This window comes from Billgrantia aerodenitrificans (assembly GCF_021404405.1).
Taxonomy (GTDB): Bacteria; Pseudomonadota; Gammaproteobacteria; order Pseudomonadales; family Halomonadaceae; genus Halomonas; species Halomonas aerodenitrificans.
Map to the genome: position 1 here is coordinate 116,293 of NZ_JABFTV010000008.1, position 16,427 is coordinate 132,719.

A 16,427-nucleotide genomic window follows, 5' to 3' on the forward strand; every position below is an offset into this window, starting at 1 on the left:
GGCGAGAAAAGCCGCACATGGTACCCAAAGCCCCCTTTAGATGCGAGGCCGAGATTGCTTACCTTGTGCGGCACGATTCGCTCTGTATAAGCAAACTCTGCGCCATTCGCCAGCACGGCTACCAACGCAATCTTGACGAAACGGTCATTTGAATGGTGTTCTCACACGCCGCGTGCGGCCAATACCCTTTCCACGGTTTCCACGATGGCCTGGGTCTGGGGGTCGATCTCGATGTTGACCCTATCGCCAGGCACGCGGTCCACCAGAATGGTGCGCTCCAGGGTCTCGGGTATCAGGTCGACGCAGAAGCGCGGCCCATGAGCAGCCGTGGCGGGCCTCGTGGCGCCGATCGTCAGGCTGATGCCATCGACGCCGATGTAGCCCTTGTCGAACAGGAAGCGGCCCAGCGCATGGGGCACCTCGAACCACAGCCGCCGGTTGTTCGGCGCCTGATCCAGCTCGACCAGCTCGGCCATGGCCATGACATGACCGGACATGGCGTGGCCGCCGATCTCGTCGCCGAAGCGTGCCGCCCGCTCGATATTGACGCGGTCGCCCTCGCCCAGTGCACCAAGGTTGGTCACCCGCAGCGTCTCGCGCATCAGGTCGAAGCTGACCCGGTCGCCGTCGATGGCCGTCACCGTAAGGCAGACGCCGTTGTGGGCCACCGAAGCGCCGAGCTCCAGCCCCCCGCGCAGAGATTGCGGCAAGCTCACGACATGAGTGCGGAATGCCTCGGCTTCCTTGATGGCGACGATCTCGGCCGTGCCTTGAACGATGCCTGTGAACATGACGTCTCCTGCGCGCCTCCCGGTCGAGGGAGAGAAGTGGATGGGGCTCGCAGTGTAAGAATTCACGCCACAGACGTCCATCCGTCAACAGACACTTCCCCAAAGGCGTGTCATCCAGCAGAGCATTCCAATAGGAATCCACGTCTGAAGAGCACTTTTTAGTGTTTTTCACCACATGTTCGCCTGACGAACCGAAGCATCTTTCGCTCCCGTTGACATGTTACGTCTTTGGTCTTACTATGCCGCCTCACATTTCAGGCGCCGATTTGTACCCGGCTTGCGGGCGCCCACGATGCAGACGGCTTTCGTCTGCCGCGTGAAGTGCAGCTAAAAGGGTGTGTCCAGCGTTGATGGCCACCCGCCAGGGTGGCCTTTTTTTTCGTTACGGCTATCCATTCTGGCTCTCGCTGCGCCCGCCCCACCGGGACGGCCTCTCAGGAAGCCAGATGATCACGCTAAGCAACGTTTCCAAGACCTATCATCTCACCGGCCCCAGAGGCCGGCTGCCGTTCGCTGCCCGCCGACGCGACACCTCGGCCCGCACCATCGAGGCGCTGAAGAACGTCGACCTTCACGTTCCGGCGGGCAGCATCCATGGTGTCATCGGCCTCTCCGGCGCCGGCAAGTCGACCCTGATTCGCTGCGTCAACCTGCTCGAGCGCCCTTCCAGCGGCAGCGTCGTCGTCGACGGCCAGGAGATGACCACCCTCTCCAACAGCCAGCTCAACCAGGCGCGCCATCGCATCGGCATGATCTTTCAGCACTTCAACCTGCTGACGACGCGCAACGTCTTTGCCAACGTCGCCCTGCCTCTGGAGCTGATGGGCATGAAGCGCGCGGCCATCCGCGAGCGCGTGCTGCCGCTGCTCGAGCTCACCGGCCTGACCGACAAGGCACGCCAGTATCCGGCCCAGCTCTCCGGCGGCCAGAAGCAGCGCGTGGCCATCGCCCGGGCGCTGGCCAGCGAGCCCCGCGTACTGCTGTGCGACGAGGCGACCTCGGCACTGGACCCGCAGACCACGGGCTCGATCCTGACCCTGCTGCGCGACATCAACCAGAAGCTGGGTCTGACCATCCTGCTGATTACCCACGAGATGGAAGTGGTCAAGTCGATCTGCCATCGGGTCAGCCTGATCTCCGACGGCGAGCTGGTGGAAGAGGCCGAGGTCGGCGACTTCTTCACCGCCCCGCGCACCCGTCTGGGCCGCGAGTTCCTCAACGACTTCCTCCAACTGGAGCCGCCCAAGGCGCTGATCGAACGCCTCGAAGACGCCCCCGGCGAGCATACCCACCCGGTGGTGCGCCTGGCGTTCTCCGGCGATACGGTTTCCACGCCGCTGATCTCGCGCCTGGCGCGCGAATGCGGGGTCGACGTCAGCATCCTTCAGGCCAAGGTAGAGTCGATTCAGGAGCGCACGCTGGGGCTGATGATCGCCGAGCTGCTCGGCCCTCCCGAGCAGACCCGCCGCGCCATCGACTATCTCGAAGACCACGACCTGCATGTGGAGGTGCTCGGCCATGTCCAGCGCGATGATTGATCTGATCCTGCAGGCGACCCTGGATACGCTCTACATGGTCGCAGTGTCGGGCACCATCTCAGCGCTGCTCGGCGTGCCGCTGGGCGTGCTGCTGTACGTCACCCGCCCGCGCCAGATCCTGGCCCGCCCGGTGCTCAACCAGGTGCTGGGCATGGTGACCAACATCGGTCGCTCGATCCCCTTCATCATCCTGATGGTGGCGATCATCCCCTTTACCCGAATGATCGTGGGCACCTCTATCGGCACCAATGCCGCCATCGTGCCGCTGACCATCGCCGCCATTCCCTTCGTCGCCCGACTGGTGGAAGGTGCACTGAACGAGATCCCACCCGGTCTGGTGGAAGCCGCCCAGTCGATGGGCGCCACGCCGCATCAGGTGATCACCAAGGTGCTGCTGCCGGAGGCCCGCGGCGGCATCATCACCGGGCTGACGATCACCATCGTCACCCTGGTGAGCTACTCGGCCATGGCCGGCGCCGTGGGTGGCGGCGGCCTGGGCGATCTGGGCATTCGTTATGGCTACAACCGCTTCAACCCCACCGTCATGCTGATCACCGTGGCCATTCTGGTGGTCATGGTGCAGGGCTTCCAGAGCCTCGGGGATTATCTGGTACGCAAATCGGATCGCAAGTGACGCCACACCCAAGGAGAACGACCCCATGCAAGTGACCCTGACCCGCCTGTTCGGCGCCGCCACTCTGGCCAGCGCCATTCTGGTTGCCGGCTGCGGCAACGACGACGGCGCGACCGAAACGCGCTCGATCAAGGTAGGCACCATGTCCGGCCCCGAGTCGGAGGTGATGGAAGTGGCCGTCCAGATCGCCCGCGAGCGCTACGACCTCGAAGTCGAGATCATCGAGTTCACCGACTACGTCTCGCCCAACGCCGCACTGGCCGACGGCAGCCTGGATGCCAACGCCTTCCAGCACGAGCCCTATCTGCGCAGCATGATCGAAGATCGCGGCTACGACTTGGCCGTTGCCGGCTACACCTTCGTCTATCCGATCGGCGCCTACTCCGAGCGCCACGACAGCATCGAAGAGCTGCCCGAGCGCGCCATCATCGCCCTGCCCAATGACCCCACCAACGGCGGCCGCGCGATGATCCTGATGCACAACGCCGGCCTGATCGAGCTGGACGACCCCGAGAACCTCGAGGCCACCCCGATCAACGTGGTCGAGAACCCGCTCGGCCTGCGCTTCCGCGAGATCGAGGCCGCTCAGCTGCCGCGCGTGCTGACCGACGTGGACCTCGCCTTCATCAACAATACCTTCGCCCAGCCCGCCGGGCTGCGCCTGGACGATGCGCTGATTCAGGAAGGCGCCGAGTCTCCCTACGTCAACCTGATCGCGGTACGTGCCGGCGACGAGGAGCGTGAAGAGATCCAGCAGCTGGTCTCTGCCTACCAGAGCGAAGAGGTGGCCGCCAAGGCACAGGAACTGTTCGATGGTGGCGCCGTGCCCGGCTGGCAGTGATGCCGCGCTGCGCTTCTGACGAGTGACAACGGGCCGACGCCATGCGTCGGCCCGTTCGTTTGGCAGGTGCCGGACTCAGCCGATCTTGCGCTCGACCTTGCCGATCCGGTCCTCGAGACTCTGATCCTTATCGGTAGCCGTGGCGATACGAATCGCGCTGTCCACCCGTGGCGCACCGCGCTCGTGCAGCACGTCGTGACAGCGCTGGATCACCTTCATCACCTCTTCCCAGGAACCTTCGATATTGGTCCCGTGGGCATGCAGGCGATACTTGAGCCCAGCCTCCTCTATCACCTCTTCGCAGGCGGCGATATGAGACGACAGCGAAGCTCCCGCCCCGATCGGGGTCACGTTGACATCGGCAACCACATGCATACTCAATCCTCCTGATTGACCTACGGCTTTCCCTCACCCGAAAGCTAGTGTCGCTCAGCCCATTGTTCAAACCTCTAATCTGTGAGCCGATAGAACAGGAGCACCCATGGCACCAGACATGTCCTATTCGCTGCTGACCCGTCAGCTCGAGGCCCTGCTCGACAGCCGCGACTGGCTGACCAACAGCGCCCAGACCTGCGCTTTCATCATGCAGCAGGTGCCGGACCTCAACTGGGTCGGTTTCTACCTGCAGCGCCAGCCCGAGCTGCTCACCCTCGGCCCCTTCCAGGGCAAACCGGCCTGCAACCCCATCCCCTTCAGCAAGGGCGTGTGTGGCGCCACCGCCAGGAGCCGCCAGACCCAGCGCATCGACGACGTGCACACCATCGCCGACCACATCGCCTGCGATGCGGCGTCGAACGCGGAACTGGTGGTGCCGATTCTGTGCGGCGAAACGCTGTGGGGCGTGCTGGATCTCGACAGCCCGCTGCGCGGGCGTTTCAGCGCCGCCGATCAGGCGGGCCTGGAAGCCCTGGTCGAGGTATTCGTCAGATGCAGCGAGCTGCCCGACTTCTCACTCGCCTGGTAAGCAAAAGCCGTCGGCCCGGGAAAAAAGCCGCAGGTGCCGGAAAGCGAAACGCCCCCTGACAGATGCCAGGGGGCGTTTCGGAATGCTGGTAGGACCAAGCGGATTTGAACCGCTGACCTCCACGATGTCAACGTGGCGCTCTAACCAACTGAGCTATGGTCCTGAAACTATGTGAAACCGTATCGAAAAAGCCGATAGAGAAAGCTGGTAGGACCAGGCGGATTTGAACCGCCGACCTCCACGATGTCAACGTGGCGCTCTAACCAACTGAGCTATGGTCCTGTGTTCGGCTTTCTCGCTTTTCCGCGTTAACCGCCATTCAAGCTGCGGCAACGGATGCATATCTTACCGATATCGCTGGATTTTGCAAGCCTCACACTAGCTTTTTACCCGCTCCACCGCTTCGAGCCAGCCTTGATAGAGTCGCTCCCGTTCGGTTTCCGGCATGCTGGGCATGAAGCTGCGCTCGCAGCGCCACAGCTCGGCGATCTCCTCCAGATCGCGGTACCAACCGAAGCGCAAACCGGCCATGTAGGCGGCCCCCAGCGCAGTCGTCTCGAGCACCGTCGGCCGGTCGACCTGGACCCCCAGCATGTCGGCGAGGAACTGTACCAGCCAGGAGTTGGCCACCATGCCGCCGTCGACGCGCAGGGTTCCCGGCGGCACGCCCATGTCGTCGCTCATGCAGGCTTGCAGGTCGCGGGTCTGATAGCAGACCGCCTGCAGGCCGGCAGCCACGATTTCGGCAATTCCGGTGTCGCGAGTCAGGCCGAAGATCGCCCCTCTCGCCTTGGGGTCCCAGTGGGGCGCTCCCAACCCGGTGAAGGCCGGCACCAGATAGACGCTGTGACCGGCACGGGTCTGCTGGGCCAACGCTTCCGTCTCAGCGGCATCCTTGAACAGTTTCAAGCCGTCGCGCAGCCACTGCACCGCAGCGCCAGCGACAAAGATGCTGCCCTCCATGGCATAGGTGGTCTTGCCGTCCAGGCGATAGGCCACAGTAGAGAGCAGGCGGTTGCGCGATCTGGCCGGCCTGTCGCCGGTGTTGACGATCATGAAGCAACCGGTGCCGTAGGTGCTCTTGCCCATGCCGGGCTCGAAGCATGCCTGCCCGACCAGCGCCGCCTGCTGGTCGCCCACCACCCCACCGATGGGAAGCTCCGCTCCCAGCCAGCGCGCATCGGTGGTGCCGAAATCTGCGCTGCTGTCGCGCACTTCGGGAAGTAAGCCATGGGGAATCCTGAACAGCTCGAGCAGCTCGTCGTCCCACTGCTGGGCATGGATATCGAACAGCATGGTGCGCGAGGCGTTGGTGGCATCCGTGGCGTGGACCCGCCCTCCGGTAAGACGCCACAGCAGAAAGGTGTCCACCGTGCCGAAGGCCAGCTCGCCCCGCTCGGCACGCTCACGCGCCCCTTCCACGTTATCCAGCAGCCAGGCCAGCTTGGTTGCCGAGAAGTAGGGATCGATCAGCAGTCCCGTGTGCGATTGCACCAGCTCGGCATGTCCTTTTTTCTGCAGCTCGCGGCAGAAATCGGCGGTGCGTCGGTCCTGCCACACGATGGCATTGTAGAGCGGCTTGCCGGTCGCACGATCCCACAGCAGAGTTGTTTCACGCTGGTTGGTGATACCGACGCCGGCGATCTCGTCCAGCGCAACGCCCGAACCCTCGACCGCCTCCCGGCAGGTCGCAAGCACCGTGTCCCAGATGTCTTCAGGGTCGTGCTCGACCCAGCCATCGTGGGGAAAGTGCTGCGGAAACTCGCGCTGCGCAACTCGGATCACATGGCCGCCACGGTCGAAGAGGATGGCGCGCGAACTGGTGGTGCCCTGATCGATGGCAAGCAGATAGTCGGCCATGAGTCATCCTGTCACTGTATGTTCGTTTATGATCACCAAGAGTACCCGAGTATGTTCGCAATGCTTTACGACTTTCGTATAAGCATCCCTCGAATACCTGCGCAAGCGTACCGAATCGCTTACACTCGCGTGATCGATAGGGAGCCGTCATGAACCAGCAACAGCGACAAGATGCCATCGTTGAACTGGTACGCCGCCAGGGCTACGCCAGTATCGAACAGCTGACCGAGCATTTTTCGGTCACGCCACAGACCATACGCCGCGATCTCAACGCTCTGGCGGAAGAGGGCATGATCCGACGCGTGCACGGCGGCGCCGGGCTCGAATCGAGCACCGTCAACACCGCCTACAGCACGCGCAAGAACCTCAACCTCGAGGCCAAGCGACGCATCGCCGCTCTGGTGGCAAGCCACATTCCCGATCACGCCTCGCTGTTCATCAATATCGGCACCAGCAACGAGGTGGTCGCCGAGGCGCTACTCGATCACCAGGGGCTCGAGGTGATCACCAACAACCTCAATGTGGCGGCAATTCTGCAGCACAAGGAAGATTTCAACGTCATCATCGCCGGCGGCCAGGTACGCTCACGCGACGGTGGCATCATCGGCGAGGCCACCATCGATTTCATCAATCAGTTCAAGGTGGACTTCGGCATCATCGGTATCAGCGGTATCGATGAGGATGGCTCCCTGCTCGAGTTCGATTATCAGGAAGCTCGCGTGGCCCAGGCCATCATCCGCAATTCCCGTCAGGTCTACCTGACCGCGGACCATTCGAAGTTCCACCGCAACCCCGTCGTGCGGCAGGGCAACATCGCCCAGTTGGATGCGCTGTTCACCGACCGCCAGCCCCCCGAGCGCATCGTTCACCTGATGCAGGTCAATGACGTCGCCCTGCATATCGCCTGAGTTGCTCTTTCGATCTCTCCCTTTCGACCTGCCTTACAACTTGCCCCGCGCCGACCGAAACGTCGGCGCATTTTCCTCCGTGTCTTGATGTTCGATTTCGATTGATCTATGTTCGCTTTCAAACATACACTGTTTGAAAGCCAGCTCATTGCTGACGCGAGATCGGAGCCTTTCAGTCCATGGCGCACACGTCGCACCACCTACTCGACCTCTTCATCATCGGCGGCGGCATCAACGGCACGGGCATTGCCAACGATGCTGCCGGGCGCGGCCTGTCGGTCAGCCTGTGCGAGCAGGGGGACCTGGCCGGCGCCACGTCCTCGGCCAGCAGCAAGTTGATCCATGGTGGATTGCGCTATCTCGAACATCATGAGTTCCGCCTCGTGGGGGAGGCGCTACGTGAGCGCGAAGTGCTGCTGCACAAGGCGCCGCACATCATCTGGCCGCTGCGTTTCATTCTCCCGCACCGCTCTCACCTGCGCCCCGCCTGGATGATTCGGGCCGGTCTGTTCCTCTACGACCATCTGGGCAAGCGCAAGATGCTGCCCGGTTCACGCAGCGTTCGTTTCGCTGCGGATTCGCCCCTGCAGGAAGGCATCAAGCGCGGATTCGAATATTCCGATTGTTGGGTCGATGATGCTCGCCTGGTGGTGCTCAACGCGCTACAGGCACGCGAAGGTGGCGCGGAGATTCTGGTGCGCACCCGCTGCATCGGGGCGAAGGAGGAGAACGGCATCTGGCGCATCGAGCTGGAGGACGTCCGCAGCGGCGAGCGCTTCGAGCGCCAGGCGCGCACCCTGGTCAATGCCGCCGGCCCATGGGTCGAGCGGGTGGTGCGCGAGCAGGCGGCACGTAACTCCCGCTACAGCATCCGCATGATTCAGGGCAGCCACCTGATCGTGCCGCGGCTGAACGGCGACGACCGTGCCTACATTCTGCAGAACAGCGACCGACGCATCGTGTTCGTCCTCCCTTACGAGGACGACTTCAGCCTGGTCGGCACCACGGACCGACGCTATGAGGGCGACCCGGCCCAGGCCGCCATCAGTGAAGAAGAGATCGATTACCTGCTTGGTGTGGTCAATGCTCACTTCCGCCGTCAGCTCCAGCGCAGCGACGTCATCTCGAGCTTCTCCGGCGTACGCCCCCTGTGCGACGACGAATCGGCCGAGCCTTCGGCCATGACCCGGGACTACACCCTGGCGTTCGACGATCAAGGTGCCCCGCTGCTCTCCGTATTCGGCGGCAAGATCACCACCTATCGCAAGCTGGCGGAAGCCGCCTTGAAGCAGCTCAAGCCTGTTCTGCCAGCCATGGGGCCGAGCTGGACCGCCGAAGCCGCCCTGCCCGGCGGCGAGATCGGCAATCAGGAGAATTTCATGGCGCGGCTGCGGCACGACTACCCCTGGCTCGGGGAAGCGCGGACACGGCGCTTCGCGCGTAGTTACGGCAGCCTGTGCCTGCGCTTCCTCGCAGGCACCCAATGCGAAGAGGACCTGGGCGAACATTTCGGCGCCGGCCTCACCGTCGCCGAAGCCGACTATCTGGTCGACCATGAATGGGCCACCACCGTCGAGGACATCCTGTGGCGGCGCACCAAGCTGGGCCTGCGGCTGACGCCGCGCCAAGTTGAGCGACTACAGGCACACGTGGAAGCCCACCGACAGGCCCTGGCCGCCTGAGCTATTCGGGAATACCACCGTAGGTCAGGCTGGCCGGATCGAGCAGCCGCTCGAGCTCCTCACGATCAAGGTCGGTCTGCTCTTCGGCCACGTCGATGATCGGCCGCCCCGCCTGATAGGCCTGCTTGGCGATGGCTGCCGCGGCGTCGTAGCCAATGACCCCGTTCAGGGCCGTGACCAGGATCGGGTTGCGCGCCAGCGGCTCCGCCAGCCGATCCTCGCGCACCCGGAAAGTGGCAATGGCGCGCTCGCCCAGCAGGCGCGCCGTATTGCTCATCAGCCGAATCGAGGTCAGCAGGTTGTAACCGATCAGCGGCAGCATCACGTTGAGCTGAAAGTTGCCGCTCTGCCCCGCCACGGTTATCGCCGCATCCAGACCAATCACCTGGGCAGCAGCCTGCGCCGCCGATTCAGGAATCACCGGATTGACCTTGCCCGGCATGATCGAACTCCCCGGCTGCAGCGCCTCGAGCTCGATCTCGCCCAAGCCGGCCAACGGCCCCGAGTTCATCCAGCGCAGGTCGTTGGCGATCTTCATCACCACGCAGGCCAGCCCCTTGAGCTGCCCCGAAAGCTCCACCGCCGCATCCTGCGAGCCGAGGCTGGCGAAAAAGCTGTCGTTGGGCGCCAGAGCGAGCCCTGTCTGCTCACTCAGTTGACGTGCCATGCGCTCGGCGAACTCGGGATGAGCGTTGATCCCGGTGCCTACCGCTGTACCGCCCTGAGCCAGCCGTGACAGCCGCACCATGGCGCTGTCGATACGCTCGATGGCCTGGCCGACCTGGCTCGACCAACCGCCGAGCTCCTGCCCCAGGCGCAGTGGCATGGCATCCATCAGATGGGTACGGCCGGTCTTCACCACGCGATCCAGTTCCAGCGCCCGTTCGTCGATGGTGGCACGCAATGCCACCAGCGCGGGACGCAGCTGCGCGGTCACCTCCAGCGCCGCGGAAAGATGGATGGCGGTAGGTATGACGTCGTTGCTCGACTGACCCATGTTGACATGGTCGTTGGGCCCCACCTTCAGCCCTTCGCGGCTGGCCAAGTGGGCTATCACCTCGTTGACGTTCATGTTGCTCGAGGTGCCCGAACCGGTCTGGAACACGTCCACCGGGAACTGGTCGTCGTGCTTGCCGTCGACGATCTCCTGAGCCGCCGCAATGACGGCTTCGGCTCGCTCGGCGTCGAGCAGGCCCAGCTCACGGTTGACCTTGGCCGCTGCCAGCTTGATGCGGGCGATGGCATGGATGAAGGCCGCCGGCATCGGCTGACCCGACACTGGAAAATTCTCCACCGCACGCTGGGTCTGGGCGCCATAGAGAGCCGCGGCCGGCACCCGCAGCTCCCCCATGCTGTCGCGTTCGATACGATGATCGCTCATGTCACTCCCTCGTTAGACGATCGCTCCCTTCACCATGGTGTCGGGAATCGTGGCTTGCAAGCCTTTCTCGCCGACAGGGCACGCTCGCTTCGTAGCCCCCTCGAGTTGACAACTGTCAAGCTTCCGCACTATTGGCTGAATATCGAACGCCAACATGATAACTGTCGTTGCGGCGTTAAAAAGGCATTCTCTAAGATCGCTTAGCCCACCCACTCGGGGCAATACCAACAAAGCACCAATCACGACAGCACAACGTGGATGAAACACCTCATGGACATGACTCGTTCCCTGCTTTTACTGCCGCACGAACAGCTCACTCTCGCTTACGAGCACGAAGCCGCCGAGCTCCAGCGCTACCGCCGCCTGACCCTTCGGTTTCTACCCAGGGCTCCGCAGACGAGCAGGTTAATGGCAACGCTGGGCCTGCAGTGCGAGAAGCGCCTCGGCCAGCTTCATCAGGTGGCCGTCTGCCTGGAACTCGAAGCCTGCATCGTTAGAGCGCCAGGCAACGTTGCACCCTTCCCGATTCCGGAACCTCACTTCTTCATCGTCGACGAGGTCATGGGCGAACAGATGATCGAGCACGCCATCCGGGCGGCCATGGAATCGAAGCACTTCTTCGACTGGATGTTGAATACCAACGCCACGGCGGAACTTCATCGGCCGTTGCTCAATTTCGTCAGCGAAAAGGAGGGCGAATGTCGAGTCCTGCTCGAGTACTGGGAACAGCACAGAGCGCCTGCGGTGGCTCAGCGAGCCTGATACATCAACCCTTCATGGCCTCTTCTGCCGCCTGCCGGTGGAAGAGGCCAAGCGCTCGAGTCTTGCAAGATCGAGCAACTGATAGTCACGTCCCGTGACACGCAGCAGCCGCTGCGCCTGATAAGTGGCCAGGGTTCTACCGACCGTCTCCTGGGTCAGCCCCAGATAGCTGCCGATGTCGTTGCGCGATACGGGCAAGCGAAAGTGAGTAGGAGAATAGCCACGGCGATGAAAACAATCCGACACAGCCAGCAGAAAACTGGCCATACGCGCCTCCGCAGTACGGCTCAACAGTCGATGCAGGCTCATGCGCTCCTGCTGCATGCTGCGGCTGATCGTTCTCTGCAGGCGTCGACGCAATTTCGGCAATCTCTGCATCACCGCCTCGAGCCGCTCGAAAGGCAACTCGCACAAGGTCGCGGTGTCGAGAGCGCTGACAGTAGAAGGATAGCGCTCCAGGCCGATGGCATCACAGCCGATGATGCTGCCGGGCAGCCAGATCGCCGTCAGCAGCTGTTCGCTTTCGACGACAGTCTCCTGCTTGAGGCAGCCGGTACGCACGACATACAGGCTGGTGAAAGGTGCCTCCTGGCGATACAACACCTGCCGCTTTTCGAGACGGATGGGAGGAACGACCATTTCGCTGAGTAGCAATGTCTCCTCGGGCAACAGCTCCTCGGCAATGCACAGCGCATTGAGATAACACGAGAGACAACCGGTACCGCTCTCAAGCCCGCCATATACGTACTTGCCACGGCTCGTCATGATGCGACTCTCCTTGCCTTGGCACACACTTAGCAATTATAGGTTTGCCGGGCCGCACCGTAGTCTGACTTACTTCATACCCTGGGCAGAGAAATGTGATAACCCACCCCACGTTGTCATGACGAAAACCATGCTGCACGAAAAATTACAGCCGCCTAGTGTTAATGCTGCATCGCACAGGATCGGTGTACCACTCGGTACAGGGAGGACACCACCAAGGGAGCAGAAACATGCAACAGAAATCCTGGTTGACGACGGACATCCTCAGTCAGCTCAATGCCAATACATGCCTGCTATTGGTGCGCAGCCTGTGGGAATACTGCCCGGAACACATGTTCATCGTTCGCGTCGAGGGACCGGGCAATTTCGTGATCGAGGCCATGAACTCCACTCACGAGACGACGAGCGCAGAGACGAACGCCGTCATCGGCAAGCGTATCGAACAGTCGCTACCCGCCCCGCTTTGTCACGGTGTGCTGGCCAACCTGGGTCGCTGCGTAGAGTCCGGGGCACCGGTGCGATATGAAGAGAATGGCGACTATCTCGACAGGGATGGTATTTATCAGCATATCCATCGGCAGACGCTGCTGGTTCCCATCACCAACACCGAGGGCACTGTGACCCATCTGTTCGGGATATCCCATGATCGGGCCTTCTCCCGCGAGCATCACATGCTCACCCCAGGGATCACGGGCGAGCTGGAGCGCCGAGTCTGCGAACGCACGGCCGAACTGATCGCGGCCAACGAGAAATTGGCCTACCTGGCGACTCACGATCATCTGACCGGCACCTACAACCGGCGCTATCTGATGGAGCTGGCCGAACAGGAGCTGAGGCGCGCCATCCGCTACGAGCTGCCGCTTTGCCTGCTGATGCTCGATATCGATCATTTCAAGACGCTCAACGACGCGCGCGGCCATCTAGTGGGCGACGAAGCCCTGCGCTGCGTGGCACGCACGATACTGGCGACCGTACGCGAGTGCGATCTGGTGGGCCGATACGGCGGGGACGAATTCCTGATCCTGATGCCGGAGACCACGGCCAGTGGCGCGCAGGAGTTGGCCGAGCGTCTGCGCAACACCCTCACCCAGACGAGCCGTCTCACGCTGAGTATCGGGATCGCCAGCCGGGCGCCGGGCGACGACGTCGTGATCGACCTGATCGATCGTGCCGACGCACTGTTGCTCCAGGCCAAGCGCAACGGGCGAAATCGCATCGAATGTGCGGCCTGATCGCCAAGCACCAATTCATCAAGCACCAATTCATCAAGCACATATTGCAATGCAGCAAGAACCTTTGCTATGCTGCATTGCAATAGAGCGGACATCCGTTCGAAATTACACAACACATCCGGAGATACCTTACTCATGATGAAATCATTCAGCTTCGACACCAAGCCTTTCGAAACCATGCTGCTGGGCCCGGCGCGTGCCTATGCCGCCCTGAGCATCGACTATTCCGAAAAGCTGGTCGGCGCCCAGCTAGAGGCCGTCAAGGCCTATACCGACACCAGCCTGGCGCAAGCCCGCAAGCTGCTCGAAGTCCGCGATGCCGACGGTCTGCGTAGCTACCTGGAAGGTCAGCAGCAGTTCGCCAAGGACGTGACCGAGCGTCTCAAGGGCGATGCCGAGAAGGCCGTTACCCTGCATCAGGACTTCTTCCAGCAGAGCCAGAAACTGGCTGAAAGCAGCCTGCAGGAAGCACAAAAGGTCGCCCAGAGCCAGACCGCCAAGGCCTGATGCTCTACCCGTCCTAACGCAAGGCCCGCCGAACCACGTTCGGCGGGCCTTCGTTTTTTCTCTCCAGTTTTCTCGCCAGTTTCATCTTTCCATCTGTCGCCAGCCGGCTCCCATCGTTTATGCTCGTCCTGCACGGGCATGTCGCAATGAGGAAGCAATCGAATGAAAGCCTGGTTACCCGTAGCCTTGGTGAGTCTCACTCTTGTCGGCTGCCAGATGATGGAGCCGGGGCCACCACCCGAGCGTATCGAGGTGATCGATATCGGCGACCCGCAACGCCCCGACGTCGAACGCCCCGACGCCGAGCGCCCTGCCCCCACCCCAGGGAGAATCGCTCGTCAGGTGGCTTTTCCGGCGAGCGAATATGCGGCGCTGCCGAAGAGCGGCACCGCCGCCATTTCAGGCAGGCTCAGTCTGAACGGCACTCCCGGCACCGGGGAGACGATCTCCGTGGCGCCGGTCACCACCTATTCGGCCGAAGCCGCCGAGCATGCCCTGGCAGGACGTGCGGTCGAGCCGGCCGACCCGCGGGCGCGTGAATACACCCACACCGCGCGCACCGATGGCAACGGCAACTTTTCCCTGCAGGGCCTGCCCCCCGGTGAGTTCTATGTCTCGGGAAGCGTGGTCAACCCCAGCAACGGCCAGCGCCAGGTGATACTGCGCCAGGTGTCACTGCGCAACGGCCAGCGCCTCGAGGTCAATCTGAGTCGCTGACACAACGCGCTACCAACCCAGCGCCTGCTTGACGAAGGGAATCGTCAGCTTGCGCTGGGCCGACAGCGAAGCACGGTCGAGCACGGCCAGCTCGTCGAACAGTTCGTCCAGACGTCGCGGTCCGCGATGAAGAATATAGCGGGCCACCTCCTCGGAAAGCTGCATGCCACGTATGCGCGCACGCAGCTGCAGAGCCTGCAACCTTTCGCCGTCATCCAGCCGCTGCAGTTGAAAGGTGACGCCCCAGGTAAGACGCGAGGCCAGATCGGGCAGTGCGACGGGCAGCTGGCGGGGCGCAGCCGACGCCGACATCACCAGACGCTTGCCGGCATCGCGCAAGCGATTGAAGGCATGAAACAAGCCCTCCTCCCAGCGACGTCGCCCGATGACGACGTCCACGTCGTCGATGGCCACCAGGTCGAGGCGCTCCACGTCCTCAAGCATCAAGGGTGGGAAGTGTCCCAGGTCGTGCAGCGGTAGATAGAGCGCGCGAAGGTCCCGGTCGGAAGCCGCATGGCAGGCCGCCTGCAACAGATGACTGCGACCGCTGCCGGACGCCCCCCATAGGAAGAGGAACGGCTCGCCGTCGGCATCGAGCTGGCGCGAAAGACGATCCAGCAAGGTGGCATTGGCGGCCGGTAGAAAACTCTCGAAAGTGGCATCGTCACGCAGCCCCACCCCCAGAGGCAGCTGCGCAGGCGCTCGACTCATGGTGAATCCTCGCTGCTACGCTCTTTTTTATCGGCGTCGTAAAGGCTGCTGCGCTTGTAGCGTTCGTTGAGTTCCCGCAAGAGTACCATGATCACCGCCGCAGCCGGCAGCGCTAGCAGCACCCCGGTGAAACCGAAGAGGTTGCCGCCCGCCAGTACGGCGAAGATCACCGCCACCGGATGCAGACCGATGCGGTCTCCCAGCAGCTTGGGCTGCAGCACCACGCTTTCGATGATCTGACCGATGCTGAACACGATGACCACGCCAAGCAGCGCCACCCAACTGCCGAACTGGAAGAACGCCACGATCAGCGCCACGCTGATACCGACGATGAAGCCGAGAAACGGCACGATGCTGGCCAGCCCCGCCAGCATACCGATCAGCAGCCCGAAGCGAAGCCCCATAACGGTCAGCCCGATGGCGTAGATGGCCCCCAAAGTCAGCATGACCAGCAGTTGGCCACGCAGGAAAGCCGAAAGCACTTCGTCGCAGCGCAGGCTGAGACGCACCGCATCCGGCTCCAGGCGCCGCGGGATGAGATTGCGCAGATTGACGATCAGGCGGTTCCAGTCCAGCAGGAGATAGAACGTGACCACCGGAATCAGCGCGAAATAGGTCACCCAGGCCAGGAACGCCGCCCCCGAGCGTCCGATCTGTCCCAGGAACTGGGCCAGGTAACCACCGGCGTCCTGCCAGTGTTCGGCCAGCGTCTCCTGCACGTTATCGAGATCCGCCGCCACGTCCAGTCCCGTCCAACCGCGGATCTGCGGCGCCAGCACCGTTTCCACCCACTCGAAGATTCCCGGAATCATCAGCCCGAACTGGCGCACCTGCTGCACGGCCAGCGGGATCAGCACCAGCAGTGCTACCCCCAGCACCAAGGTCAGGATGAAGAACACGCCGCACACCGCCAAGGCGCGCGAAAGCCCCAGGCGCTGCAATCGATTGGCCAGCGGATCGCTCAGGTACGCCAGGATCATCCCGGCGATGAACGGCATCAGCATCGTTTCCAGTTGGAACAGCAGCCACACCAAGGCGACCGCGCCAATCAGCACCCACCATTCTTTACGCATCACAGCTCCACACCTCCCTGCGTTCTCCCTCCACGGCGATGCGAGCCGTGCGTCGTGATGC

The 16,427-nt window shown here is 62.6% G+C and carries 17 protein-coding genes and 2 tRNA genes; 10 read left to right on the plus strand and 9 right to left on the minus strand.

All coding sequences use genetic code 11. The features are described 5' to 3' along the window. Window positions 1-161 precede the first annotated feature (161 nt). Window positions 162-791, minus strand: a complete 630-nt coding sequence (locus HOP59_RS15740; RefSeq protein ID WP_234254575.1) for a riboflavin synthase subunit alpha — start codon at window positions 789-791, stop codon at window positions 162-164. A 446-nt stretch (window positions 792-1,237) separates the two neighbouring features. Here HOP59_RS15740 and HOP59_RS15745 point away from each other — a divergent pair, with 446 nt between their 5' ends. The 3 genes from HOP59_RS15745 to HOP59_RS15755 are packed head-to-tail and all read left to right on the plus strand — an operon-like array spanning window position 1,238 to window position 3,804. Beyond that, the gene (locus tag HOP59_RS15745; RefSeq protein WP_026038112.1) at window positions 1,238-2,329 is read left to right on the plus strand and encodes a methionine ABC transporter ATP-binding protein; all 1,092 of its coding nucleotides are present in this window, start codon (window positions 1,238-1,240) and stop codon (window positions 2,327-2,329) included. Further along, window positions 2,310-2,963: a methionine ABC transporter permease gene (locus tag HOP59_RS15750; RefSeq protein WP_234254576.1), complete on the plus strand. Its 654-nt coding sequence runs from the start codon at window positions 2,310-2,312 to the stop codon at window positions 2,961-2,963. The genes HOP59_RS15745 and HOP59_RS15750 overlap by 20 nt, the downstream gene beginning before the upstream one ends. A 25-nt stretch (window positions 2,964-2,988) precedes the next feature. Then, complete coding sequence (locus HOP59_RS15755; protein WP_010628308.1) at window positions 2,989-3,804, plus strand: MetQ/NlpA family ABC transporter substrate-binding protein; 816 nt, start codon at window positions 2,989-2,991, stop codon at window positions 3,802-3,804. A 75-nt stretch (window positions 3,805-3,879) separates the two neighbouring features. On the opposite strand, the gene HOP59_RS15760 is transcribed toward HOP59_RS15755, so the two are convergent. Continuing rightward, window positions 3,880-4,179 (minus strand): MTH1187 family thiamine-binding protein, encoded by a 300-nt coding sequence (locus tag HOP59_RS15760; RefSeq protein ID WP_010628307.1) that lies wholly within the window; start codon window positions 4,177-4,179, stop codon window positions 3,880-3,882. 106 nt (window positions 4,180-4,285) lie between these two features. Here HOP59_RS15760 and HOP59_RS15765 point away from each other — a divergent pair, with 106 nt between their 5' ends. Beyond that, window positions 4,286-4,768 (plus strand): GAF domain-containing protein, encoded by a 483-nt coding sequence (locus HOP59_RS15765; RefSeq protein ID WP_234254577.1) that lies wholly within the window; start codon window positions 4,286-4,288, stop codon window positions 4,766-4,768. An 86-nt stretch (window positions 4,769-4,854) separates the two neighbouring features. Here the strand turns inward: HOP59_RS15765 and HOP59_RS15770 are convergent. The 3 genes from HOP59_RS15770 to glpK all read right to left on the minus strand — a co-directional run bounded on the left by HOP59_RS15770 (window position 4,855) and on the right by glpK (window position 6,628). Continuing rightward, a tRNA-Val gene (locus HOP59_RS15770) sits at window positions 4,855-4,931 on the minus strand. Window positions 4,932-4,973: 42 nt separating this feature from the next. After that, window positions 4,974-5,050: transfer RNA gene (locus tag HOP59_RS15775), tRNA-Val, on the minus strand. A 96-nt stretch (window positions 5,051-5,146) separates the two neighbouring features. Beyond that, window positions 5,147-6,628, minus strand: coding sequence for a glycerol kinase GlpK (gene glpK / locus HOP59_RS15780; protein ID WP_010628305.1), 1,482 nt, complete (start codon window positions 6,626-6,628; stop codon window positions 5,147-5,149). 149 nt (window positions 6,629-6,777) lie between these two features. On the opposite strand from glpK, the gene HOP59_RS15785 reads away from it, so the two are divergent. Both HOP59_RS15785 and glpD read left to right on the plus strand, forming a co-directional pair. Next, a complete protein-coding gene (locus tag HOP59_RS15785; protein ID WP_010628304.1) occupies window positions 6,778-7,536 on the plus strand; it encodes a DeoR/GlpR family transcriptional regulator in 759 nt (252 codons plus the stop codon). Window positions 7,537-7,715: 179 nt separating this feature from the next. After that, entirely contained in the window at window positions 7,716-9,218 is a 1,503-nt protein-coding gene (gene glpD / locus HOP59_RS15790) for a glycerol-3-phosphate dehydrogenase (RefSeq protein ID WP_234254579.1), read from the plus strand. Window position 9,219: 1 nt separating this feature from the next. Here glpD and HOP59_RS15795 read toward each other — a convergent pair whose 3' ends face one another. Continuing rightward, window positions 9,220-10,599: a class II fumarate hydratase gene (locus tag HOP59_RS15795; protein ID WP_234254580.1), complete on the minus strand. Its 1,380-nt coding sequence runs from the start codon at window positions 10,597-10,599 to the stop codon at window positions 9,220-9,222. Between the two features lie 270 nt (window positions 10,600-10,869). On the opposite strand from HOP59_RS15795, the gene HOP59_RS15800 reads away from it, so the two are divergent. Then, entirely contained in the window at window positions 10,870-11,361 is a 492-nt protein-coding gene (locus HOP59_RS15800; protein WP_010628301.1) for a hypothetical protein, read from the plus strand. A 12-nt stretch (window positions 11,362-11,373) separates the two neighbouring features. Here the strand turns inward: HOP59_RS15800 and HOP59_RS15805 are convergent, their stop codons facing one another. Further along, complete coding sequence (locus tag HOP59_RS15805) at window positions 11,374-12,126, minus strand: helix-turn-helix domain-containing protein (protein WP_234254582.1); 753 nt, start codon at window positions 12,124-12,126, stop codon at window positions 11,374-11,376. A gap of 230 nt (window positions 12,127-12,356) precedes the next feature. Between HOP59_RS15805 and HOP59_RS15810 the strand changes: the two genes are divergently transcribed. The 3 genes from HOP59_RS15810 to HOP59_RS15820 all read left to right on the plus strand — a co-directional run bounded on the left by HOP59_RS15810 (window position 12,357) and on the right by HOP59_RS15820 (window position 14,582). After that, window positions 12,357-13,358 carry a sensor domain-containing diguanylate cyclase gene (locus tag HOP59_RS15810; RefSeq protein WP_010628299.1) on the plus strand — a complete coding sequence of 334 codons (1,002 nt, stop codon included), beginning with the start codon at window positions 12,357-12,359 and terminating at the stop codon, window positions 13,356-13,358. 135 nt (window positions 13,359-13,493) lie between these two features. Beyond that, a complete protein-coding gene (locus HOP59_RS15815) occupies window positions 13,494-13,865 on the plus strand; it encodes a phasin family protein (RefSeq protein WP_010628298.1) in 372 nt (123 codons plus the stop codon). A 162-nt stretch (window positions 13,866-14,027) separates the two neighbouring features. Beyond that, on the plus strand, window positions 14,028-14,582 hold the full coding sequence (locus HOP59_RS15820) for a carboxypeptidase-like regulatory domain-containing protein (RefSeq protein WP_010628297.1): 555 nt from the start codon (window positions 14,028-14,030) through the stop codon (window positions 14,580-14,582). Between the two features lie 9 nt (window positions 14,583-14,591). Here HOP59_RS15820 and hda read toward each other — a convergent pair whose 3' ends face one another. Both hda and HOP59_RS15830 read right to left on the minus strand, forming a co-directional pair. Continuing rightward, window positions 14,592-15,293: a DnaA regulatory inactivator Hda gene (hda, locus tag HOP59_RS15825; protein WP_010628296.1), complete on the minus strand. Its 702-nt coding sequence runs from the start codon at window positions 15,291-15,293 to the stop codon at window positions 14,592-14,594. Further along, complete coding sequence (locus HOP59_RS15830) at window positions 15,290-16,366, minus strand: AI-2E family transporter (RefSeq protein ID WP_010628295.1); 1,077 nt, start codon at window positions 16,364-16,366, stop codon at window positions 15,290-15,292. Before HOP59_RS15830 ends, hda begins: the two co-directional genes overlap by 4 nt. Window positions 16,367-16,427: the final 61 nt, after the last annotated feature.